21 protein-coding genes are annotated in these 21,292 nt (G+C 62.3%); 15 read left to right on the forward strand and 6 right to left on the reverse strand.

Annotated features, from left to right (window positions below; genetic code table 11):
- Positions 1-120: 120 nt before the first annotated feature.
- Entirely contained in the window at positions 121-1,281 is a 1,161-nt protein-coding gene (locus tag HY836_RS04980; RefSeq protein ID WP_290674174.1) for an acyl-CoA dehydrogenase family protein, read from the reverse strand.
- 297 nt (positions 1,282-1,578) lie between these two features.
- Here HY836_RS04980 and HY836_RS04985 point away from each other — a divergent pair, with 297 nt between their 5' ends.
- The 3 genes from HY836_RS04985 (at position 1,579) to HY836_RS04995 (ending at position 4,579) form a co-directional block, all read left to right on the forward strand.
- Positions 1,579-2,220 (forward strand): TetR/AcrR family transcriptional regulator, encoded by a 642-nt coding sequence (locus HY836_RS04985; protein ID WP_290674182.1) that lies wholly within the window; start codon positions 1,579-1,581, stop codon positions 2,218-2,220.
- Positions 2,221-2,457: 237 nt separating this feature from the next.
- Complete coding sequence (locus tag HY836_RS04990) at positions 2,458-3,684, forward strand: lipase family protein (RefSeq protein ID WP_290674183.1); 1,227 nt, start codon at positions 2,458-2,460, stop codon at positions 3,682-3,684.
- Between the two features lie 109 nt (positions 3,685-3,793).
- Entirely contained in the window at positions 3,794-4,579 is a 786-nt protein-coding gene (locus HY836_RS04995) for a class I SAM-dependent methyltransferase (RefSeq protein ID WP_290674184.1), read from the forward strand.
- A gap of 13 nt (positions 4,580-4,592) precedes the next feature.
- On the opposite strand, the gene HY836_RS05000 is transcribed toward HY836_RS04995, so the two are convergent.
- Positions 4,593-5,882: a DEAD/DEAH box helicase gene (locus tag HY836_RS05000; protein WP_290674186.1), complete on the reverse strand. Its 1,290-nt coding sequence runs from the start codon at positions 5,880-5,882 to the stop codon at positions 4,593-4,595.
- Between the two features lie 74 nt (positions 5,883-5,956).
- Between HY836_RS05000 and HY836_RS05005 the strand changes: the two genes are divergently transcribed.
- On the forward strand, positions 5,957-7,207 hold the full coding sequence (locus HY836_RS05005) for a GGDEF domain-containing protein (protein WP_290674188.1): 1,251 nt from the start codon (positions 5,957-5,959) through the stop codon (positions 7,205-7,207).
- A 22-nt stretch (positions 7,208-7,229) separates the two neighbouring features.
- Here HY836_RS05005 and HY836_RS05010 read toward each other — a convergent pair whose 3' ends face one another.
- Positions 7,230-7,367, reverse strand: coding sequence for a hypothetical protein (locus HY836_RS05010; protein WP_290674190.1), 138 nt, complete (start codon positions 7,365-7,367; stop codon positions 7,230-7,232).
- A gap of 252 nt (positions 7,368-7,619) precedes the next feature.
- Between HY836_RS05010 and HY836_RS05015 the strand changes: the two genes are divergently transcribed.
- Positions 7,620-8,669, forward strand: a complete 1,050-nt coding sequence (locus tag HY836_RS05015) for a sensor domain-containing diguanylate cyclase (protein ID WP_290674192.1) — start codon at positions 7,620-7,622, stop codon at positions 8,667-8,669.
- 99 nt (positions 8,670-8,768) lie between these two features.
- On the opposite strand, the gene HY836_RS05020 is transcribed toward HY836_RS05015, so the two are convergent.
- The gene (locus HY836_RS05020) at positions 8,769-10,604 is read right to left on the reverse strand and encodes a bifunctional diguanylate cyclase/phosphodiesterase (RefSeq protein ID WP_290674194.1); all 1,836 of its coding nucleotides are present in this window, start codon (positions 10,602-10,604) and stop codon (positions 8,769-8,771) included.
- 436 nt (positions 10,605-11,040) lie between these two features.
- Between HY836_RS05020 and HY836_RS05025 the strand changes: the two genes are divergently transcribed.
- From HY836_RS05025 to HY836_RS05040, 4 genes are all read left to right on the forward strand, one after another.
- The gene (locus HY836_RS05025; RefSeq protein WP_290674196.1) at positions 11,041-11,778 is read left to right on the forward strand and encodes a cupin domain-containing protein; all 738 of its coding nucleotides are present in this window, start codon (positions 11,041-11,043) and stop codon (positions 11,776-11,778) included.
- Positions 11,779-11,841: 63 nt separating this feature from the next.
- The gene (locus tag HY836_RS05030) at positions 11,842-12,405 is read left to right on the forward strand and encodes a type 1 glutamine amidotransferase domain-containing protein (RefSeq protein WP_290674198.1); all 564 of its coding nucleotides are present in this window, start codon (positions 11,842-11,844) and stop codon (positions 12,403-12,405) included.
- Positions 12,406-12,424: 19 nt separating this feature from the next.
- Positions 12,425-13,177 (forward strand): HAD family hydrolase, encoded by a 753-nt coding sequence (locus HY836_RS05035; RefSeq protein WP_290674200.1) that lies wholly within the window; start codon positions 12,425-12,427, stop codon positions 13,175-13,177.
- Complete coding sequence (locus HY836_RS05040; protein ID WP_290674202.1) at positions 13,174-13,590, forward strand: VOC family protein; 417 nt, start codon at positions 13,174-13,176, stop codon at positions 13,588-13,590. The genes HY836_RS05035 and HY836_RS05040 overlap by 4 nt, the downstream gene beginning before the upstream one ends.
- Here the strand turns inward: HY836_RS05040 and HY836_RS05045 are convergent.
- Positions 13,564-14,544 carry a LysR family transcriptional regulator gene (locus HY836_RS05045; RefSeq protein WP_290674204.1) on the reverse strand — a complete coding sequence of 327 codons (981 nt, stop codon included), beginning with the start codon at positions 14,542-14,544 and terminating at the stop codon, positions 13,564-13,566. The genes HY836_RS05040 and HY836_RS05045 overlap by 27 nt on opposite strands.
- A gap of 133 nt (positions 14,545-14,677) precedes the next feature.
- Between HY836_RS05045 and HY836_RS05050 the strand changes: the two genes are divergently transcribed.
- The 4 genes from HY836_RS05050 to HY836_RS05065 are packed head-to-tail and all read left to right on the forward strand — an operon-like array spanning position 14,678 to position 18,307.
- Positions 14,678-15,385, forward strand: coding sequence for a type 1 glutamine amidotransferase domain-containing protein (locus tag HY836_RS05050; RefSeq protein ID WP_290674205.1), 708 nt, complete (start codon positions 14,678-14,680; stop codon positions 15,383-15,385).
- Between the two features lie 31 nt (positions 15,386-15,416).
- A complete protein-coding gene (locus HY836_RS05055; RefSeq protein WP_290674208.1) occupies positions 15,417-15,968 on the forward strand; it encodes a YbhB/YbcL family Raf kinase inhibitor-like protein in 552 nt (183 codons plus the stop codon).
- Positions 15,969-16,009: 41 nt separating this feature from the next.
- Positions 16,010-17,017, forward strand: coding sequence for a hypothetical protein (locus HY836_RS05060; RefSeq protein WP_290674210.1), 1,008 nt, complete (start codon positions 16,010-16,012; stop codon positions 17,015-17,017).
- A gap of 3 nt (positions 17,018-17,020) precedes the next feature.
- Entirely contained in the window at positions 17,021-18,307 is a 1,287-nt protein-coding gene (locus HY836_RS05065; protein WP_290674212.1) for an L-dopachrome tautomerase-related protein, read from the forward strand.
- An 18-nt stretch (positions 18,308-18,325) separates the two neighbouring features.
- On the opposite strand, the gene HY836_RS05070 is transcribed toward HY836_RS05065, so the two are convergent.
- Positions 18,326-18,829, reverse strand: coding sequence for a MerR family DNA-binding transcriptional regulator (locus HY836_RS05070; RefSeq protein ID WP_290674215.1), 504 nt, complete (start codon positions 18,827-18,829; stop codon positions 18,326-18,328).
- Positions 18,830-19,024: 195 nt separating this feature from the next.
- On the opposite strand from HY836_RS05070, the gene HY836_RS05075 reads away from it, so the two are divergent.
- Entirely contained in the window at positions 19,025-20,641 is a 1,617-nt protein-coding gene (locus HY836_RS05075) for an acyl-CoA carboxylase subunit beta (RefSeq protein ID WP_290674217.1), read from the forward strand.
- An 81-nt stretch (positions 20,642-20,722) separates the two neighbouring features.
- A partial coding sequence (locus HY836_RS05080) for an acyl-CoA dehydrogenase family protein (protein ID WP_290674219.1) occupies positions 20,723-21,292 on the forward strand: 570 nt, incomplete at its 3' end.

Genomic DNA, 21,292 nt, shown 5'->3' on the forward strand with positions numbered 1-21,292 from the left:
AACGGGTGCAGATGCCGTAGCGAGCCGAGCGGAGCCTGCGTTGAGAAGCGCAGCCGTACTTGCGGTACGGCGAGCATCGCCAACGCAGGATCTGCCGGCGCAGTAGGCAGATGCGCCCGTTCAGAGAAAGCGGGAGGCGAGCTCTTTCATGATTTCGTTGGTGCCGCCATAGATGCGCTGCACGCGCGAATCAGCCCACAGGCGGGCGATCGGGTATTCCTTCATGTAGCCATAGCCACCGAAGAGCTGCAGGCATTCGTCCACCAACTTGCACTGGTTGTCGGTGATCCAGTACTTGATCAGCGCAGCGCGGTCCACGCCCAGTTCACCCTTGAGGTGCGAGACCATGGCCGCATCGACCAGCGCACGCGAAGCCAGCAGCAGGGCCTGGCATTCAGCCAGCTTGAAGCGGGTGTTCTGGAACGAGAAGATGGGCTTGCCGAAAGCCTTGCGCTCCTTCGTGTACTCGAGCGTGACCTTCATGGCGTATTCCATGGCGGCGATGCCGGCCAGGGCCACCAGCATGCGCTCTTGCGGCAACTCCTGCATCAGCTGGAAGAAGCCCATGCCTTCGTTCTCACCGATCAGGTTGTGCTTGCTCACCACCACGTCATCAAAGAACAGCTCGGAGGTGTCTTGCGCCTCCATGCCGATCTTGTCGAGGTTGCGGCCACGGCGGAAGCCAGGTGCCTCATCGGTTTCAACCACGAACAGGGAGATGCCTTGCGCGCCCTTGTCCTTGTCGGTCTTGCACACCACGATCACCAGATTGGCCAACTGGCCATTGGTGATGAAGGTCTTGCTGCCGTTGATCTTGTAGCTCTGGCCGTCTTCCGTCTTCAAAGCCAGCGTGCGCACACCTTGCAGATCGGAGCCGGTGCCGGGTTCGGTCATGGCGATGGCGCCGATGTACTCGCCGGTAGCCAGCTTGGGCAGCCAGCGCTTCTTTTGCTCTTCCGTGCCGTAATGCAGGATGTAAGGGGCGACGATGCCAGAGTGCAGCGAGCCACCAAAGCCGCCGATACCGGCTTCGCCCTGGGCCAGCACCAGCGCGGCTTCGTGGCCGAAGTCGCCACCGCCGCCACCGTATTCTTCAGGCATCGAGGCGCACAGGAAGCCGTTCGAGCCGGCATCTTCCCAGGCCTGACGGTCCATCATGCCCTGGGCGCGCCAGGCTTCATCCTTGGGCTGCCACTGCTCGGTCATGAAGCGTTTGGCAGAGTCGAACACCATCTGGTGCTCTTCGGTCATCCATGCGGGGGCGAAATTCTGAATAGCCATTTGGCAAAGTCTCCTCGATACCAACAAAACGACGACTGCGTCACGGCTCACGGCCTTTTCAGATCGGTAATTTGAATTACCGTCAGTAGAAACCCGATGAAAGGGCATCTATGGCGACAGGTTTGGGGCTTTTGTCGCCCTTGCACCCTCTATGAGCTGACGCATGCGTCAACCAGCGAATCTTGGCGTCATGCCGGTCAGTTGGCAAGCGGATTTGGTCAAATGGCGCCATCTGGCCCGCATTTGGTAATATGGATTTCCATACCGGAATGTCCGCTTCCCCGCACTACCCCTTTCATGCCTTCGTCCACCAGCCGCCCCCGCCAGCCCAGCACCGTCGACGACCGCCGCGCGGCACTCAGCACCATGCGGGCCGACACGCTCAACCGAATCGAAAAGGCCGTGCTGGAGTTGTTCTCGAACCAGGACTTCCACGAAGTGAGCCTGCTGGACGTGGCCAAGGCGGCCAACGTGTCCCTGCAGACGATCTACAAATACTTCGGCAGCAAGGAGGTGCTGGTCTACGCCATGCTGGACGTGATGCTGGGCCGCCTGGCCGAGCGCATGCTCGATCACCTCCAGGGCATCGACGATGCGCGCGAGCGCCTGCGCAAGACCTTCTGGGTCACGCTGGATTACATGGACAAGCACCCCGCCGTGATGATGCTGCTGTTCACCGCCGTGCCCGTGTCCAAGCACAAGAACATCCGCATCTATGAAAGCCCGGAGCTGATGACCGCCTTCCTGGGCGTCTTCAAGGACGGTCAGGCACGCGGCGTGCTCAACAAGCAGGTCTCCCACAAGATCCTGCTGGACGTGTTCATGGGCATCATCGGCCGGGTGGTGCTGATGCACATCGTGCGCGGCGAAAAGCGCCCGCTGATCGACCAGTTCGACGAGTTGTTCCACATCTTGTGGCGGGCCATGTCGGCCGATTGAGCCTGTGCGGGCAGCCTTGCTGGATTACCCCAGGCCATGGCCGCACAAGCTTGCAGGGGCTAACCCGCACACCTGCGTGACAGCGCAAAAACGCCGCATCCCGGCGAAAGTCTGCCCCAGCCATCTTCCGAATACTGAACGCTAGCCGGTATCTGAATGCGATTGCATGAACTTGCTTCATCTGCATCAGCCGCCGCTGAATCCGTTCACAAACCAACAGGAAAGATGAGCATGTCCATGAAGTTCCCCGCTTTCACACTCGCCACACTCGCAGGCCTGAGCCTGCTGGGCTTCGCAGGCAACACCGTGGCCCAAGTGGCCTACCCGACGGCCAGCGCCTCGGTTCAACCCGTCAACGACCCTTTCTACGTCTCCCCCACCGCCTATGCGCTGGCGGCCAAGCAACCCGGCGCCGTGCTGCGCTACCGGGCGATCCCCAACACCACGTACTCGGCGCGCGTCAGCCAGGCCTATCAGCTGATGTTCCGCAGCACGGATGGCCGCGGCATGCCCACCGCTGCCGTCACCACCTTGCTGATCCCCAAGACGGCGCCGGCCAGCGCTCGCAAGTTGCTGTCGTTCCAGGCCATGTATGACAGCCTGCAACTCAACTGCACACCGTCGAACCTGACGGTCAACGGCAAACTGTTCGAAAAAGGCTATGTGAACAAGGCGCTGGATGCGGGCGTGCTGGTGGTGCTGACTGACTACGAAGGTCTGCAATCTCAATGGGTGGCCGGCATGAACACCGCCCACGGTGTGCTGGATGGCATCCGTGCGGCCCAGAAGTTCAGCAAGAGCGGGCTGAACAGCAGCTCGCCAGTCGGCCTGATGGGCTACTCGGGCGGCGGCCATGCCACGGCCTGGGCCAATGAAGTCCAGCCTGAATACGCGCCAGAAATGAACCTGGTCGGCGTGGCCATGGGTGGCCTGCCCGTGAACCCCAAACACGCCGCAGAAAAGGCGGACGGCGGCCCGTTCGCGGCCATGTACTTCGGCGCGGTGGTGGGCATGTCCCGCGCCTATCCTGAGTTGAACCTCATGGACTATGTCACGGCCGATGGCGCGGCCATGATCAAAGACATCAGCCGCCGCTGCCTGATGGGGACGGTCGAGGGCCAGCCCGAGATGCTCACGCCCTATATGTTCAAAAAGGGCAGCAAGTACTGGAAGTCGCCCGACTTCCTGAACCTGCCCGAGATCAAGCGCATCATTGATGAGAACACCATGGGCTCGCGCATGCCCAAGGCACCGATGTACATCTATGAAGGCGTACTGGATGAGGTCATGCCGATTGCCGACGTCGACGCCCTGGTCAAACGCTACTGCGCGGCAGGCCTGAGCGTGGAGTACAACCGCGTCGCCATCGGTGACCATCTGGTCCTGGCGATTTCTCCGGGCAAAGGCATGGACTTCGTGCTCGATCGCCTGAACGGCAAGGCTGCGCCAAGCAACTGCCAATAAGGCCTTGCAGCCGAGGAGGGGCCGACAAGCGGGCGTGCGATGGCATCAGTGTGCTTTACAGTCACTGCATGCCATGTGAATGCCAGGAGGGCCCTTCCAGATGCAATGCATGATCTGCCAATCCGGCATGCAGTACTTCTTCAGCAAGCAGTTCGACCAGTTCGATCTGAGCAAGGTGGACTACTGGAGATGCGGTGCCTGTGGCTTTGCGGCCTCGAAAACCCATCTGGAGATGAGTGAGGAACGCTGGGCCAGGCTCAACAACGACTTCCACTCACAGACGCACTACACGGAAGACAACCCCTACAACCGCAACCAGCGCTACTTCAACCAGGCGCTGATGCTGTCCTTGATGCGCAAGCAAGGGCTGCTGGCGGCGCAGGACAACTGGCTGGACTGGGGCTGTGGCGTGGGCGCCGTCTCGAAGTTGCTGCGCGATTACTTCGGCGTGCACCTGGGCACCTACGACAAGTTCTTCACGCCCGAGGTCAACGCCATCGCCGAGGCCGATCTGCGCCAGCGTGCTTTTGAACTGCTGCTGAACACGGCGGTCTTCGAGCATGTGCGAGATCGCGCCACGTTGGACGAGATCGAGTCTTACGTGGCGCCATCAGGCGCTTTCGCCATCCACACCCTGGTGCCCGAGAACGTGCCGCAGGATCCCAACTGGATGTACCTGCTGCCCGTGCACTGTGCCTTCCACACCAACCGCAGCATGCAACTGCTGATGGACCAGTGGGGCTACACCTGCTCGGTCTACAACGAACACGCCAAGCTGTGGGTGCTGTTCAAGCAGGATGCAAACGCCATCGAACCCAAGGTCCAGGCCTTGAACAAGGCCATGGGCTGGTCCTACCTGCACTTCAAGCGCGGCTTCATGGATTACTGGAAGTAAGCCACCGATCGCTTCATGGCGTGCCGGCTTTGGCAGCGGCTTCGCGCAGCTTGTCCTTCTTGCTCTTGCGCCGGCCCTTGATGCCACCGTTGGGGTCGAGGCCTTTGGGTGCCTGGGCCTCGCCGTCGTCGTCCGGCGCCGTACCGTCAGCACCAGCAGCTTGATCAATGGGCTCGAAGCCTTCAATCAATTCGCGCACCACGCGCAGGCCCTGGCGCTTTTCAATCAGGCGGAAATGGTTTTCCATGTCCGGCGTGACGAAGCTCACAGCCAGGCCGCTGGCGCCCGCCCGGCCCGTTCGGCCAATGCGGTGCACGTAGTCCGACGATGAGCGCGGCAGGTCGAAGTTGACGACCACAGGCAAATCCGCAATGTGGATGCCGCGTGCGGCCACATCGGTGGCCACCACCACTTGCAGCTCACCGGCCTTGAAGGCCTCCAGCACCTCGCGGCGCGCACCCTGGCTCAAATCGCCATGAAAGGCTGCCGCCTTGATGCCGGCGCGATGCAGCTTGTGCGCCACCAGCTCGGTGCCGTATTTGGTGGCCGCAAACACCAGCGCACGCGACCAGCCCTCCTGCTTGATCAGATGCCGCAACAACTGCGCGCGCTTGGCCGCATCGACCTTGATGGACCGCTGCGTGATGTCAGGGGCATGCTCGGGCTCGTCGGGGATCTCGATGAGAACGGGCTCTTTGAGCAGGGCATTGGCCAGCTCCTGCACATCGTCAGGGAAGGTGGCTGAGAAGAACAGGCTCTGGCGCTGCGCGGGCAACATCGCCAGGATGTCGGCCAGCTCCTCGGCAAAGCCCATGTCCAGCAGGCGATCAGCCTCATCGAGCACCAGCGCCCCCACATCCGACAGCCGCAACGCGTTGTGGTCAAGCAGATCAAGCAAACGCCCAGGTGTGGCCACCACGATGTCCGCCCCACCGCGCAAGCTCATCATCTGCGGGTTGATGGACACGCCGCCAAATGCCGTCACCACCTTGATAGGGCCCGGCAGCTCGTGACTGAGTTCACGCATCACCTCACCGACCTGCACGGCCAGCTCGCGTGTGGGCACCAGCACCAGCACGCGCACGTGCCGGCTGCCACCGCGGCGCTCCTGCAGCAGGTGATGCAGGATGGGCAAGGCAAAGGCCGCCGTCTTGCCCGATCCCGTCTGGGCCAGGGCCAGCACGTCGTGCCCCTCCAGGATGGCGGGAATGGCGGCTTCCTGAACAGGCGTGGGAGATTCGAAGCCGTGATCCGACGCGATGCGAACCAGGGCGGCCGACAGACCGAGATGGGCAAATGACATGCGGCCAGTGTAGGCGCAGCGGTGCCAGATTGGCCGCTCAAGTCAGAAATGTGCAGACCGATATCACTGAAGCCATGGAAAGCATTCCGCCGCCATCCTCGGGCATGCCGATGATTCCACCTGCCAAGCTCCAGCAGGAAGAAGCCACCGACCTGCGCCCCACCCTGCACTCACAGCGCCCAGCCTCGGACGACGAGCTGGCCGTACGCTGCCTGCTGGACACGGCCGAACGCACCGCCCTGGGCATCTGGATTTATCCCGCCATGTGGATGATCGTGGCCGTGTTCAGCGGCGCCGCCCAGCGCTGGCCCCTGCTGACATGGGGCAATGTGGGCGGCCTGCTGCTCATGGCGGTGGTGCGGTCCTACCTCAATCAGAACCTGCCTCGCTTGCTGCACACCCATCGCGCGGCTGCCGAGCAAAGCTTCAAGCTCCTGACCCTGGCGATTGCTGCGTATTGGGGCACGCTCACCGGCATCTGCATCTACCTGGCGCCCACAGAGGGCATCGCCTGGATCATGCTCACCTTGACGGTGGCCTTTTGTGCGGGTGGCAACACGCTGTTCGGCATCAATGCGGCGCTGCGCTTCCCCTATCCTTTGGCCATGATCATCCCTGTGGTGATCGCGCAGGCCCTGCAGCACACACCGGATCAGAAAATCATGATGGGCATGGAGGTGATGCTGACGCTGTACTTGCGACGCTCATCGGGCATCGTGCAGAAAGACTATTGGGATGCGCGACTGGCGCAGCGCCTGTCAGCCCAGCAGGCACGCGAGCTGGAGCTGGCCAGCCTGACCGACGGCCTCACGCAAGTCCCCAACCGCATGTACTTCGACCGGCAGTACGCCTACGAATGGGCGCGCCAATGTCGGCACGGTGGCCCCGTGTCATTGATGATGGTGGACATCGACCACTTCAAACGCGTCAACGACAGCTATGGCCACCCCTTTGGCGATGCCTGCCTCCAGGAAGTGGCCAAGGCCTTGCGCGCCGGCTGCGGCCGGTCGACCGATTTTGTCTCGCGCTACGGCGGTGAAGAGTTCGTGGTGTTGCTGGCTGAAACGGACTCAGCCGGGGCCCGCGTGGTGGCTGATCGCATGCTGGAACAGATGCGCGCGATTCGGCTTGAACACCAGGGCCAGACCGTGCAACTCACCTGCAGCATCGGCCTGAGCACGACGATTCCGTATCCGACCAAGGATGCGGCCTCGCTCATCCATGAAGCGGATCAGGCCTTGTACCGCGCCAAACACGGCGGGCGCAACCAAGCCGTGATCACGGACTCCAGCAACGAGGTGCCGCCGGCCCGCTCACGCACGTGATGGGCTTGCGGCAGCAGCATCGTCAGTGTGTCTGCTCGTCGTAGCAGGTCAACGTTTCCTCCGCATCATCGTGCGTGGACCAGCCCAGCTTGGGCCAGCCACCGGCGTGCATGCAGGCACCAAAGAGTTGATCGGGCTGGGTGCATTGAGATGGGTTCATGTGACTGGCTCCTTGCTGCTTGACCTGGACATCAGGTGTAGTCATGGTGCACCTGCTCGATGGTGCCGTGTGCAGGGCAATCCCTGCTCATTGAAGCAGCCGGTAACAGACGTGATGCAGATCACGCTGTTCAAGGCCCTTGAACACGGGGGGCAGCCAAAACCCGGTCGGTGAAGTCCCTGATCTGAGGGCAAAAGCCCTTCTTTTTGAAGCGATGGCGCCGATAACGATGCAAACCCATTCCGGTGAAACATGACCAACACAGCAGTACCCCCCAGCGATGCAGCCCAACTGGCCGCACCCGCCCTCATCAACGAGGCGCAACGTTTGTCAGCCCTGCACGCGTGCGAGGTGCTCGACAGTGGCCCTTCCGTCGTCAGCGATGCACTGGTTCGTCTGGCGGCACGCACCTTCCACGTCCCCGCCGTCAGTCTTGGCCTGATGGACGCCGATCGCCTGTGGTTCAAGGCCAGCATCGGCATGACGGACAGCGAGCAGGCGCGCGACCGCAGCCTGTGCGCCCACGCCATGGCGCAATGCGAAGAGCTGCTGGTGGTGGAAGACTTGAGCCGGGATTCGCGCTTTGCTCAACACCCCTTGGTGGCGCATCCACCGCACTGGCGCTTCTATGCCAGTGCCCCCTTGCGCAATGCACAAGGGCTGATTCTGGGCACGCTGGCCATCTGGGATACGCAAGCCCGCAACTTCTCGGCCATTGATCGCCTGGCACTCAAGGACCTCGCCTTGCTGGCCTCAGATCAACTGGCCTCGCGCCAGTCACTCGTGCAACTGCATCACCTGGCCATGACCGACCCGCTCACCGGTCTGGCCAACCGCACCCAGTTCCGTCAGGCCCTGGAGGTGGAGATGGCACATGCCATGCGCACCGGCGAGCCTTTCACTGTGTTGAGCATGGATCTGGACGGTTTTCGCGATGTCAACGATGGTTTCGGACACGCGGCGGGCGAAGAGGTGCTGTGCGAAGTGGCCCGCCGGCTCAACCAGCAGGTTCGGCTCGGTGATGTGCTGTCGCGCTTTGGCGGCGATGAATTTGGCGTGGTCATGCGCCACGGTGCCAAAGACTCGGCTCAGGTGCTGGCCAAGCGCATCGTGAAGGCGGTCTCCGCGCCCATCACCTTGTCTACAGGCGACGAGATCGGCGTGGGCATTTCGATCGGCATGGCGGCCTATTCAGACCGGGTCGAATCGGTGCCCATGCTGCTGGTCCAGGCTGATCAGGCGCTGTATCAGGCCAAGAAGCAAAACGAGAAACGCTGGAAGATGTTCGTGGGCATCCGCTGATCAAGCAGACAGACCTGCCGCCAGCGCGGCAAGGTTTCGCAAAGCAAACGGCGCCTGAAAAGGCGCCGTTCTTGTTGAACGCTTGAAAGCCCGACCTGATCAGACCACCGAGGTTTCCGTAGACTGGGTTGCAGCCCACACACCACCGTCGAAATCGTGGTCACCTTGCTGCAGCTTCATCCAGTTGATCAGCTGAGCCTGGTTCATGGGGCGTGCATACAGGTAGCCCTGCATCATCATGCAACCGGCCTCACGCAGCCAGGCAGCCTGCTCGGGCGTTTCGACACCTTCGGCCACACTCTTGACGCCCAGTCGCCTGGACAGCGCGATCATCAACTCCAGCAGCGAGGGATCAAAGTCCGGCTTGCCAATGGCCCAAACGAACACGCGGTCGATCTTGAGCTTCTGCACCTTGAGGTCCAGCAAACGCGCGATCGAGGAATAGCCGGAACCAAAATCGTCAATCGCCAGGCGGAAGCCCAGATCGGACAGCCGCTTGAGGATGACACTTTCCTTGCCAGCCTGCCCCACCATGGCGGTGCTCTCCGTGATCTCGAACTCGATGTCAGCAGGCGTCAGGCCCCTCTTGTTCAAGGTTGCCATCACGTCGTCCACAAAGGTGGGTGACGACAGCTCGCGCAATGACACGTTCACGCTCACATAGGGCAACTGGATGTGCTCGTTGCGCATGGCCACGATGTCGGCGCACACCATGTCCAGAATCATCTTGCCCAGCGGGACGATCAGCCCATTCTTTTCCGCCACGGGGATGAACTCATCGGGCGGCACCATGCCCCGCGTGGGGTGGCGCCAGCGCACCAAGGCCTCCATGCCGCGGATGCGCTCCGTGGCATCCAGCTCGGGCTGGTAGACCATGAACAACTGCCGCTCCTCCAGCGCCTTCTTCAAGTCGCTTTGAACTTCGGCCTGACCGCGCGACGCGTTCTCCATGGACTCTTCATAGAACACCAGACGACCACGGCCCGTGCGCTTGGCCTCATACATGGCCAGGTCGGCGCGGTGCAGCATGTCGCCCACGCTCAGCTCACCGCGCTTGAGCATGTAGGCGCCAATGCTCAGGCCGACGTAGTCAGAGACCTTGTCGATCTGGATGGGCTTGGACACCTGCTCGATCAGCACCTTGCCCAGTTGTTCGATCTTGTCGCGCGCGCCGATGTCCACCAGCAGCACGGCGAATTCATCGCCACCCAGGCGGCCGATCATCACGTCACCCAGGGTGTACTTCAGGCGCTGCGCCACCGTCTTGAGCACGACGTCACCGGCAATGTGGCCGTGGGTGTCGTTGATGAGCTTGAAGCGGTCCAGGTCGAAATACATCAGGCAACCATCGGTGCCCTTGGAGGCCTGCTTGGTCGACTCGTTATGGCGCTTGAGCGCGGCCTCGAAGGCCACACGGTTGAGCACCCCCGTCAAGGGGTCACGCTCAGCGCCCAGCTTGACTTGCTGGGCCACGGCAGCCTTGCCTTTGGCCTGGGCCTTCTGGACATGCAGGTACCACAGCAGCAACACGATGCCGAACACGCCACCGCTCACGGCCAGATCGATGCCTGCGGTCATCAGCACAGCCAGCAGGTCGTAGCGGACCATGAGCGTGTAGCCGATGTTCGCCTTGGAACGCAGCGTCACGCATTGCGGCTGGAAGCCCGCGGCGTAGTCGCACGGGGCGGCCATGGGTTGCGCGTACATGGTCGTGCACTGCGCGCCGATGCAATGGCTGAGCGACAGAATCGCTTCTTTGGGCTTCATGGCCACAGCCAGCGAGGCCGGTGCCTGAACGTTCACGCTCGCCGGCTGCTGCTCGATGAGCGCCAGCGCGGCCTGGCCATCGCTCTCCGCTCGCGCGCGCGCCTCGTACCAGCGTATGAAAAGAACCGAGATGCACAACACGAGCGCAGCCGCCAAAACCACGCGCATCGGTGTTTGCCACGTCACTTCGCTGGACGGGGCACCCTGCACCGGAACCTGAGATGTTTGTTGAGGACCTGAAGCCATTCGAGCTTATCGGCAGTGCAGGCCACAACATTTAGCCCGAGTTGAGCCCGGCAAGCTGCCAAATCCGTCACGCCGCCCGGTAAGAACGCGAAACAGCGGCGGCTGCAAGCGGCCTCAGGGCTTTTGGCGGCATGCCTGCCCAATATGAATTCGCATACCGGACTTCACCTGATGGCACACCCCTAATTCTCGGGATTCAATCCCCCTAATCACGAACATGACAGCAAGGTGACGGCTTTACACCGTGTAATCATTGTTATGCATTGCCGTGCCTATTCAAAAGGCCCTCCGCCGCCTACAGTTCTTTCAGCACTGAAGGGAATCCCCCTCGGCGCCTATTCCAAACTCGGAGGGACGGATGTCGCATCATTTATCTTATCTACCCGGCACTTCGCTGGACGATATTCTTGCGTTCTCAACCGAACTGGCCAATGGTCAGGTCATGCGTTTCGAGGATTTCACCCAGGACGCTTATCTCAATTCGGTGATCACCAAACCATGGGGGCATGAATATCGCATTTATGCCGATATGCTCATCGATGTCTGGAAGCTGATGCTGGCGCCAGATCAATCCACCTCCATGCACTGCCACCCTCGCAAGGAGACCGTGCTGATGTGCCTGGGTGGCGCGCTCAGGATCAACTTCCTCAACCACAGCGTGGCTGTGCGCGCCGGTCAATACGTGCGCATTCCAAAGGGCGCCTTCCACTCCACGGACAACGTGGGATCGGGCGACGCCCACCTGATCGAAGTTGAAACACCCAGAAACAAATTCGATCTGATCCGCAGAAAAGACCGATATGGCCGAGAAGGCACCCAATACGAAACCCAGAAAAGCCTGCAGGACATCGCGCCGCTGGAAGACGATGAAACCCAGGCTTACGCCAGGATTCGCCGCCACGACCTGCAGGGCCTGTTTCATTTTGACGTTCTGACCGGCGCTCAAATCAAGCACGCGCCCCGCCCTGTTGATTTCGCCGTGTCACTGGCCCTGGAATCTGCCATTGACCAGCACATTCATATTCACCACCACGCTGAAGACAATTTCACGCAATTGAAATCAGAAGGACGGTATCTGGCGATCAGCCAGCGTTAATTGAATTCATTTTTCTTTCAATTTCGATTTAATCCAATCCACACTCAAACAGGAGCTTTCACCATGTACAACGCCGTCATCATCACAGGCCCCGGTTTTCAGGATCACGATGTGGTCTACACCTACTACCGCTTGAAGGAAGAGGGCTACAACGTCGATATCGCCACCAAGGAAGGCAAGCCCGTCATCGGCAAATACAACGTGCCGCTGCCCATGGACAAAACGGCCAAGCCCAACATCCCCTTCACCGACCTCTCGGTGGACAAGTACGACGTGGTCATCCTCACCGGCGGCCATGAAGCCCCGGACCGCGTTCGCCAGGACAAGACGGTGCTGGCCTTCGTCAAGGCCATGGACGAGGCCGGCAAGATTGTGGCCGGCCTGTGTCACGGCCCCTGGATCATGATTTCGGCCAAGGTGCTCAAAGGCCGCACGGTGTGCGCCTATGTGGGCATGGTGGACGACATGGTCAACAGCGGCGCCAATGTGGTCGATGCCGAGGTCATCACCGACGGCAACATCATCACCTGCTCCTACTACGGCTACGTCGGCAAGTTCATGAAGGCCGTGTTCTCTGCCGTGGAAGGCCGCGCCAGCCAGCAGCCCGCCATCCGCGCCGCGGCCTGAGCGAGAAGGACGACACGATATGACGCCCAAGCGCATCCTGGCCCTGGATTTCGACGGCCTGCTCGTCGATGGCTTGAACGAGTGCCTGCTGGTCAGCTGGAACGGTCATCACGAAGTGGGCGTGGACCGCTTCAGTGACACCGGCCTGGCCGACCTGCCTGAGGACTTCATCGAGAAGTTCAAGCACCATCGCAGCTTCGCCAAGCATCTGGGGCATTTCTACATGCCCTTCCAGCGGGATGCGGGCGTCTTTCGCAGTCAAGGTGAATTCGACCAGGCTTATGAGGCATTACCTTCCCGGGAGGTCGAAGCCTTCATCCAGAAAGTCAGCGCTTACCGTACGCTGGCTCGCCAGACCTGGCGTGAGCGCTGGCTGGGCTACCACACCTTCTACGACGGGCTGGCGGACTGGCTGCTGGAGAGCGACCTGCCTGTGTGCATCGTCACGGCCAAGGATGCAGGCTCGGTCAGCGAGATCCTGATGCAGGCGGGCATCCAGGTGCCCCCCGGTCAGATCTACGGCGAGTGCCGCGAAAAGCTCACCGCCTTGCAGGCTGTGGCAGACCAGTTCGATGTACCGCGCGAGCAAGTGTGCTTCTTCGATGACAACGTGCTCAACGCGCGGGATGCCTTGCAAGCGGGCTTTCGGGCCCATTGGGCGCGCTGGGGATACAACGCACCAGAGCACGCCGAGATCGCCCGGCAAGCCGGCCTGCCCGCCGTGCAACTGCACGATCTCATCACCTTCGGTACCGAGGAGTTGGTGGCATGAAGTATGTCCACGCCATGATCCGCGTCCGCGACCCGCAAACCTCGCTGCACTTCTACCAGGCACTTCTGGGCTTGAAACTGCTGCGTCGCAAGGACAGCGACAAAGGCCGATTCACGCTGTACTACCTGGCCAGCGAGGAGGGTGAGCCGGAAATCGAGTTGACCCACAACTGGGATGAACAGCACTACACCGGCGGCACCGCCTTCGGCCACCTGGCCTTCCGGGTGGATGACATCCATGCGGCCTGCCAGCGCCTGGCCGATGGCGGCGTCACCATCTTGCGCCCGCCACGCGATGGCTATATGGCCTTCGTGAAAGACCCCAGCGGCGTCTCCATCGAGCTGCTCCAGACCGGTCAGGCGCTCGCGCCGCAAGAGCCCTGGGCCTCAATGCCCAGCACCGGCAGCTGGTGAGCTCATCACCGCCCCTCCTCTGGACTGGCGGGCCTGCGCGGACAAGGCATTGATCGACGTCACCATGTAATCCACAAAGGCCCGCACCTTGGCAGAGAGATGCCGGTTGTGCGGATACAGGACGCAAAAAGGGCGCGACCGCCCCCTGTACGCGCTCAGCACCTCCACCAGATCTGGCTGGTAGATCGGGCTGGTCGCGATGAAATCGTAGATCTGGAACAGGCCCCCGCCCTGCTGAGCAAAGCCGACGCAGCCCAGCACATCCCCGGTGAAGCGCACGGCGGACTCCAGGGGCAAAGAGACGTCAACCCCCTCCTTGCGAAACAGCCACGACATGGGCCGCCCCGTGCTGGGCAGGATGAACTGGATGCAATCGTGTTGCGCGAGGTCTTCCAGCCTGGCCGGCTCCCCCCGGCGAGCCAGATAGGCCGATGAGGCGTAAACCCCCAGTTCGGCATCCTCCAGCTTGCGTGCCACCAGCCTGGAATCCTGCGGCGTACCCAGTCTGATGGCGAGGTCATATCCCTGATCCACGAAATCAATATTCTGATTGGAAATATTGATTTCGAGATTCACGCCAGGATATTGACGCCGAAAACCCGGCAAAAGAGGCAGCAGCCGAAAATGCCAATAGGTTGTGGGCAGGCTTATTTTCAGGGTACCGCTGGGTGTGGAGCGCCCACCACTGAGCGCCAGCTCCACCTCTTCAATCTGCTGAATGGCCTCCCGGCATTGCTCGAAATACATCCGGCCATCGTCCGTCAGTTTGACCTGCCTGGTTGAACGCGCAAACAACTGCACCCGCAAACGCTCCTCCAGACGCGCTACGGAGCGACTCACCGCCGCCGGCGTGACGCCCAGCACCTCGGCTGCCGAGGTGAAGCTCCCCAGTTCGGCCGCCTTGCAGAAGATCTGGATGCTGCCTATCTGCATCCCACCCAAGTCAGAACGCATGCTTTACACCGTGTAATTAATGATTCAAGGCCATCTTACTTTATTCATTTGGCGGCACAACCTACATTCACCTCACAGGTTCACCCGCACACCGGGATTCTGTATCAGCCCCTTACACAAACAGGAGAAGCGCATGTCACGCAAAATACTTTTCATTACCACCTCCCATACTCAAATGGGCCAATCCGGTCGTCAAACCGGCATCTGGGCGGAAGAGGTTGTCGTTCCCTATATGCTTTTCAGCGAAGCGGGTTATCAGATTGATATCGCCTCACCGCTGGGTGGCCAGGCGCCTTTTGATCCCGGCAGCATCAAGCCAGCCGGCCAGAACAACCCGACCATCGAGCGCTTTCTGGCCGACGCCACCGCCCAGGCCAAGGTCAAGCAAACCCTGCGCGTATCGGAGGTCAACGCACAACCGTACGACGCGGTGTTCTTCCCCGGCGGCCATGGCGCCATGTGGGATCTGCCGGAAAGCGCCGATGTGAAGCGCGTGGTCGAGCAGGCAGCGACGGCCAACAAGGTGATCGGCGCGGTCTGCCACGGGGTAGCGGGGCTTGTGTCAGCCAGGTTGCCTGACGGCCGCTCGATCGTCGCCGGTCGTCGCGTCAACTCCTTCACTGACCAGGAAGAGCAAGCGGCCGGCCTGACGCAGATCGTGCCCTTCCTGCTCGAATCACGACTGACCGAACTGGGCGGCCATTTCGAGAAGGCCCCCAACTGGGCCAGCTTTGCCGTCACGGATGGCCTGCTGACCACGGGGCAGAACCCCGCGTCCTCCGCACTGGTGGCGCAGCAGATGCTGCAAACCCTGCAGGCCACGCAGGCCGTCGCGGCCTGAGCCCCTTCCACCCACTTATTCCCCATACATCATGAACAAGATCTTCTACACCCTTCCCCTGGCCCTGGCCTGCCTGAGCGCCCAAGCCAGCACCTTCCAGATCAACAGCCCCGACGTCCCCACAGGCGGCAAGATCCCTCAGTCCTTTGCCTTCAATGGCTTTGGCTGCACGGGGCAAAACGTTTCGCCGGCCCTGTCCTGGAAGAACGCCCCGGCGGGCACCAAGAGCTTTGCCATCACGGTGCACGATCCTGATGCCGTCACGGGTGGCGCAGGTTTCTGGCACTGGGTGGTGATCAACATCCCCTCGTCCAGCCAGAAGCTGGCGGGCGGTGCCGGCACCGCCGATGGCGCCGCCTTGCCGGCGGGCGCCACACACATCCCCACCGACTTCGGTACCCCAGGCTGGGGCGGCCCTTGCCCGCCCACCGGTGACAAGGCCCATCGCTACAACTTCACCGTCTACGCGCTGAAAGTGGAGAAGCTGGAGCTGCCCGCCACGGCCACAGCCAGCCTGGCCGGTTTCATGATCAATGCGAATGCGCTGGGCAAGGCCAGCTTCACCAGCACCTACCAACGTTGATCTGAACGCACGAAACCTATAAATAAATCGGGGAGGACCTCGTGCACATCGGATCACCAGACACGGTCAGACCGGGGGCCGCCACACAGGCGGGCTTGTCAGGGCGCCCCTGGGCGTCGCTGCCCGTACCGCTCTATGGCCCCGCGCTGGCCATGCTGGGCCTGAGCCTGCTCGTCCCCGGCACCTGGCCCGGGGAGGCGGCAGCGGCGCTGTCCAGCGGGCTGGAGGTCGCCGGCATCGCGCTGCTGATGGGCGCGGTGCTCGCCCACATCGGCAAAGCATGGCTGGCCCCCACCGCCTGGGCGCAAGACATGCGCAACCCGGCCACCGCCCCTTTCATGGGCCAGATCGGCGTGGCGCTGAGCCTGTTATGCGAGTTGCACGCCAGCGAGCATGCCCCCATCGCATCAGCCTTCTTTGCAAGCAGCACTGCGGTCGCCATCTTGAACGGATGCCATGCTTACTGGCTGTGGCAAAGGGCCCGGCCCAGTTGGCGCGACGCCAGCCCCGCCTGGCTGTTGCCACCCGTGCAATGGCTCTACCTGGGCGCGCTGGCCCCTCATCACGGGCCCCTCTTGCAAGCGCCCATGCTGATCGTGGGCGGCGCACTGAGTGCGTGCGTGTGCGCCGCACTCTGGCGGCGTGCACGCCAAGGCCCACCATGGCCCGCGCCTGCGCAGCCGGCCTTCGCCGTGCTCGTGGCACTGCCTGCGGTGGCTTCGCTGGCCTCCCTCGCGACATCCGGGGCCTTTTGGTCTGTGCTGACCGCGGCCTGCCTGTTGCTGACCTTCGCCACATGGCTTGGGGCGCTGGCAGCGCTGCCTCGTGTGCGCCAGCAAGCCTTCCGCGTGTCCTGGTGGGCCTATGGGATGCCCTTGTCGGCGGCCGCCATCGCTTTTCAGTCGGCCGCCGATCACTGGGGCGCGCCGACTCCCATCCAATGGGCAGCGCGCGGCGCAGGCGTCCTCTCCGTGCTGATCACCCTGGCGCTGCTCATGCCTGGCGCACGCGCCGTCCATCGATTCTTGTTCGCCTCGCGCGCCCCCTGAACCATGTCACACCCCCGACTCCACCCCACTTTGTTGTCGCTGATCTGCTCGATCTGCGGCCTTGTGTCCGCCCTCGGTGCACAGGCAAGCCACGCGCAACCCGCAACGGCCACCAGCCCAGCACCCAATGTGGATCAACCCGAGTTGCGCTATGCATGGCGCCAGTCCATGTGGCACTTCCGCACGGCCGCCGAGCGCCGGCGCTATCTTCAGCAAAAGGTCTATCGGCGCGCACCGCTGCATGGGGTCAAAGTGGACGCTCAAGGCCGTGTTTATGTGAGCATGGCGCGCATCCTGGACGGCCGCGTGCCCGCCTCGCTGAACCGCGTGATCCGCAGCAAGGGTCAAACGCTGCTGGAGCCCTTCCCCAGTTGGGATGCCAACCAGTTGGGCAAACAAGGTGCATTGCAAAACGTGCTGGGCTTCGAGATTGACAGCCGCAACCGCATGTGGGTGCTGGACATGGGATTTGCCGGAGGCACGGAACAACTGCGCGGCGACGCCGAACAGAAGGTGGTGGTCTACGACCTGAACACAGGCGCGGAGATCGATCGCTTGCCCATACCCGCCAGCGCGGCCGATCCGGCCACATCCTTCCTCAATGACCTGGCGGTGGATGAAGGCCGCGGCTTGCTCTACATCAGCGATACCGGTGTGCGCGGCAGCAACGGTGCGGCCAGCGGCCTTCTGGTCTATGACTTGAAAGCCCGCACGGTCAGGCGCGTGCTGGATCGTGCCCCGTCCACACGCGATGACCTGCGCCACCCGCTGGTCGTCAACGGTGAGGCGGTGTTCCCTGGCAAGCCCTTGCGCGCCGGCATCAATGGCATCGCCTTGACGCCCGATGGCTCACGCCTGTATTGGTCGATCACCACGGGCGATGCGCTCTACAGCATCGAAACCAGGCACCTGAACGACACGGCCTTGTCAGATAGCCAGTTGCAGGCGCTGGTGCAAGGCCCCACCCGCATTGGCGGCGGCTCCGATGGCCTGTCGATGGACAGCGCCGGGCGCGTCTACATCACCAACATCAGCCAAGCCCAGGTGCAGGTTTTTGATCCGGTGACGCAAGCGATGACCGTGGTGGCATCAGGCCCGGGCTTCATCTGGCCCGATACCCTGGGCTGGGACAAGCTCGGTGGCCTGTGGGTCTCCACCAACCACCTCAATCGCGTGTTTGCAGGACAGGCGCGCTTTGATGGCCCGGCCCCGAACTTCCGCATCTATCGGATCCAGACCGATGCCAGCAAAGGTTATGGGCAGACCCCCGCAGCCGCAGCCTCGCGCTGATGTCGTGCAGCGGGCGACTTACTTGTCCGACTTGCGCTTGTCTTCCAGCGTCTTGCGGCTGCGCTCGTTGATCATGCGCAACTCGGCCAGCGAGGTGTCGATCTGGGCGCGCTTGGCTTCCAACTCAGCAATGGCCTTGCCGGTTTTTTCGATCACGTAGTTGAGCTGCTGGATGCGGCCTTCACCGTGCTGGCCGTACATGTCCAGGTAGTGCTTGATCTCCGACAGCGGCGAGCCCAGCGACTTGGCGCGCAGGATGCGCTTGAGGCGAGCCCGGTCAATCTTGCTGTAGACCCGCGTGCCGTTGATGCGGCGCGGTGCCATCAGCCCCTTGGTCTCATAGAAGCGCAGGGCACGGGGCGAGACCTTGTAGCGCTCACACACCTCGGCGATGCCCATCAGCGAATCCGCCGCGTGCTCGTCCTCGTCGGCCTCGAAAGCCCAGGATGGCACAGAGCCGATCTCATCGCCGAACTCATCCATCAATTGATCGTCGGTTTTGGCTTTCAGTTGAGCAACCACGGGGACACCAGATAACGTAGGTAGAAGAAGGTGCAGTACATGACATGTGACTGCCCGATGTCGCCATTATCGCCGAACGGTGACGTTTGTCATAGGGGATTCACCCATGAATCAGGCAGTTGACGTTAACGTCAACCGAGATTACAGTGCAGACAGTGGCCTTCAGCGCCTGCCTTTTCAAGGATCCGAACCAAGATGCCCGCTCTGCGCACCGCCCTCAACACCAAATCCGAGTCCTACCGCGCCGCCGTGGCGCGCATGACCGAGCGCCTGGAACAGGTGCGCGCCCTTGAAAAGCTGGCGCGCGATGGTTCCGAGTCCAAGCGCGACAAGTTCGAAAAGCGCGGCCAGTTGCTGCCGCGTGAACGCGTCGCCCGCCTGCTCGACCGCGACTCGCCCTTCCTCGAAATCAGCACCCTGGCCGGCCTGGGGATGCACGATGACGACGGCAAGAAGAGCGTGCTGGGCGGCGGCACCATCATCGGCATTGGCCACGTTGCTGGCAAGCGCTGCCTGGTCACCGCCAGCGACAGCGCCCTCAAAGGCGGCACGATTTCACCGATGGGCCTCAAGAAAGGCCTGCGCGCCCAGGACATCGCCCGCGAAAACAAGCTGCCCCTGATCTGTCTGGTCGAATCCGGTGGCGCCAACCTGATGTACCAGGCCGAGATCTTTGTGGATGGCGGCAAGAGCTTTGCCAACCAGGCACGCCTGTCGGCCATGGGCATCCCGCAGATCGCCGTGGTGCATGGCTCTTCCACCGCCGGCGGCGCCTACCTGCCAGGCCTGTCTGACTACGTGATCCTGGTGAAAGGCCGCTCCAGCATCTACCTGGCTGGCCCACCCCTGGTGAAAGCCGCCATCGGCGAAGACGCCACCGACGAAGACCTGGGCGGCGCCGAGATGCACGCCAGCGTCACCGGCCTGGGCGAATACCTGTCCGACAACGACGCGCACGCCATCGCCATGTGCCGCGAGCTGATCGACAAGCTGCAATGGGACGAGGTGGAAGCCGGCAACAAGAAGCCCGCGCCCGCCCCGCTGTACAGCGAAGAAGAGCTGCTGGGTTGTGTTCCCGCTGACGACCGCGAACCGTTCGACACCCGCGAGGTCATCGCCCGCATCATCGACGGCTCGGACTTCCTCGAATTCAAGGCCAACTACGCGCCCGAGACCCTGTGCGGCCACGCGCGCATCAACGGTCACCTGGTGGGCATCCTGGGCAACAACGGCCCCATCCAGCCACAAGGCTCGACCAAGGCCGCGCAGTTCATCCAGCTGTGCGATCAAAGCGGCACGCCGCTGGTTTTCCTGCAAAACACGACTGGCTACATGGTGGGCTCAGCGGCCGAACATGGCGGCGCCATCAAGCATGGCTCCAAGATGATCCAGGCCGTGGCGAACGCACGCGTGCCCAAGTTCACCATCACGCTCAACGGTTCGTTCGGTGCCGGCAACTACGGCATGTGCGGCCGCGGCTTCGACCCACGCTTCATCTTCAGCTGGCCTTCGGCCCGCACCGCCGTGATGGGTGGCGCGCAGGCTGCCAAGGTGATGGAGATCGTCACGCGCGGCAAGATGGAACGCGCCGGCATGCCCGTCAACGACGCGATGCTCGAAGGCATGAGCGCCGAGATCCGCAAGCGCCTGGATGCCGAATCCAATGTGCTGTTCGGCACCGCCCGCCTGTGGGACGACGGGATCATCGACCCGCGTGACACCCGCCGTGTGCTGGCCATGTGCCTGGACATGGCCGTGGAAGCCGGCAAGCGCCAGCTGCGCCCCAACACCTTCGGCGTGGCCCGCCTGTAAGCCACCCGCTCGTTCTTTCCCCACACCACCCAGACAGTCGCCGCCACGCCTGGCGACACCGAGAGCCCCGAGGAGACCACCATGCAATTCACCGCCGAACACCGTCAGATCGCCGAAACCGTCAAGCGTTTCTGCGAGCAGGAAATCAACCCCTACGTCAAGGAATGGGAAGAAGCCGAGATTTTCCCGGCCCATGAGGTGTTCAAGAAGATGGGCAACCTGGGCCTGCTGGGCGTGAAGTACGACACGGCCTACGGTGGCCTGGGTCTGGACTTCTCCTACTCCATGGTGGTGGCCGAAGAGCTGGGCGCCATCCCCTGTGGCGGCGTGCCCATGGCCATTGGCGTGCAGACCGACATGTGCACCCCGGCCCTGCACCGCTTTGGCTCCGATGAGCTGAAGAAGGAATACCTGGCCCCCGCGATTGCCGGCGACATGGTGGGTTGCATCGGCGTGTCTGAAACCGGTGGTGGCTCCGACGTGGCCGCGCTGAAGACATCGGCCCGCATTGAAGGCGATGACTACGTCATCAACGGCTCCAAGATGTGGATCACCAATGCCACGCAAGCCGACTGGTGCTGCCTGCTGGCCAACACCTCCGAAGGCCCGGTCCACAGCAACAAGTCCATGATCATCGTGCCGATGGATGCC

The sequence above is a fragment of the Aquabacterium sp. genome, from assembly GCF_016234775.1.
In the GTDB taxonomy this organism is placed as follows: Bacteria; Pseudomonadota; Gammaproteobacteria; order Burkholderiales; family Burkholderiaceae_C; genus Aquabacterium.

Bases quoted from the DNA above. Each gene is read 5' to 3' on its own strand.
- HY836_RS05025 (WP_290674196.1), top strand. From the start codon at position 11,041: ATGTCGCATCATTTATCTTATCTACCCGGCACTTCGCTGGACGATATT.
- HY836_RS05055 (WP_290674208.1), top strand. From the start codon at position 15,417: ATGAACAAGATCTTCTACACCCTTCCCCTGGCCCTGGCCTGCCTGAGC.
- HY836_RS05005 (WP_290674188.1), top strand. From the start codon at position 5,957: ATGGAAAGCATTCCGCCGCCATCCTCGGGCATGCCGATGATTCCACCT.
- HY836_RS05040 (WP_290674202.1), top strand. From the start codon at position 13,174: ATGAAGTATGTCCACGCCATGATCCGCGTCCGCGACCCGCAAACCTCG.
- HY836_RS04995 (WP_290674184.1), top strand. From the start codon at position 3,794: ATGATCTGCCAATCCGGCATGCAGTACTTCTTCAGCAAGCAGTTCGAC.
- HY836_RS05035 (WP_290674200.1), top strand. From the start codon at position 12,425: ATGACGCCCAAGCGCATCCTGGCCCTGGATTTCGACGGCCTGCTCGTC.
- HY836_RS05010 (WP_290674190.1), bottom strand. From the start codon at position 7,367: ATGAACCCATCTCAATGCACCCAGCCCGATCAACTCTTTGGTGCCTGC.
- HY836_RS05050 (WP_290674205.1), top strand. From the start codon at position 14,678: ATGTCACGCAAAATACTTTTCATTACCACCTCCCATACTCAAATGGGC.
- HY836_RS05075 (WP_290674217.1), top strand. From the start codon at position 19,025: ATGCCCGCTCTGCGCACCGCCCTCAACACCAAATCCGAGTCCTACCGC.
- HY836_RS04990 (WP_290674183.1), top strand. From the start codon at position 2,458: ATGAAGTTCCCCGCTTTCACACTCGCCACACTCGCAGGCCTGAGCCTG.
- HY836_RS05020 (WP_290674194.1), bottom strand. From the start codon at position 10,604: ATGCGCGTGGTTTTGGCGGCTGCGCTCGTGTTGTGCATCTCGGTTCTT.
- HY836_RS04985 (WP_290674182.1), top strand. From the start codon at position 1,579: ATGCCTTCGTCCACCAGCCGCCCCCGCCAGCCCAGCACCGTCGACGAC.
- HY836_RS05015 (WP_290674192.1), top strand. From the start codon at position 7,620: ATGACCAACACAGCAGTACCCCCCAGCGATGCAGCCCAACTGGCCGCA.
- HY836_RS05030 (WP_290674198.1), top strand. From the start codon at position 11,842: ATGTACAACGCCGTCATCATCACAGGCCCCGGTTTTCAGGATCACGAT.
- HY836_RS05045 (WP_290674204.1), bottom strand. From the start codon at position 14,544: ATGCGTTCTGACTTGGGTGGGATGCAGATAGGCAGCATCCAGATCTTC.
- HY836_RS05000 (WP_290674186.1), bottom strand. From the start codon at position 5,882: ATGTCATTTGCCCATCTCGGTCTGTCGGCCGCCCTGGTTCGCATCGCG.
- HY836_RS05065 (WP_290674212.1), top strand. From the start codon at position 17,021: ATGTCACACCCCCGACTCCACCCCACTTTGTTGTCGCTGATCTGCTCG.
- HY836_RS04980 (WP_290674174.1), bottom strand. From the start codon at position 1,281: ATGGCTATTCAGAATTTCGCCCCCGCATGGATGACCGAAGAGCACCAG.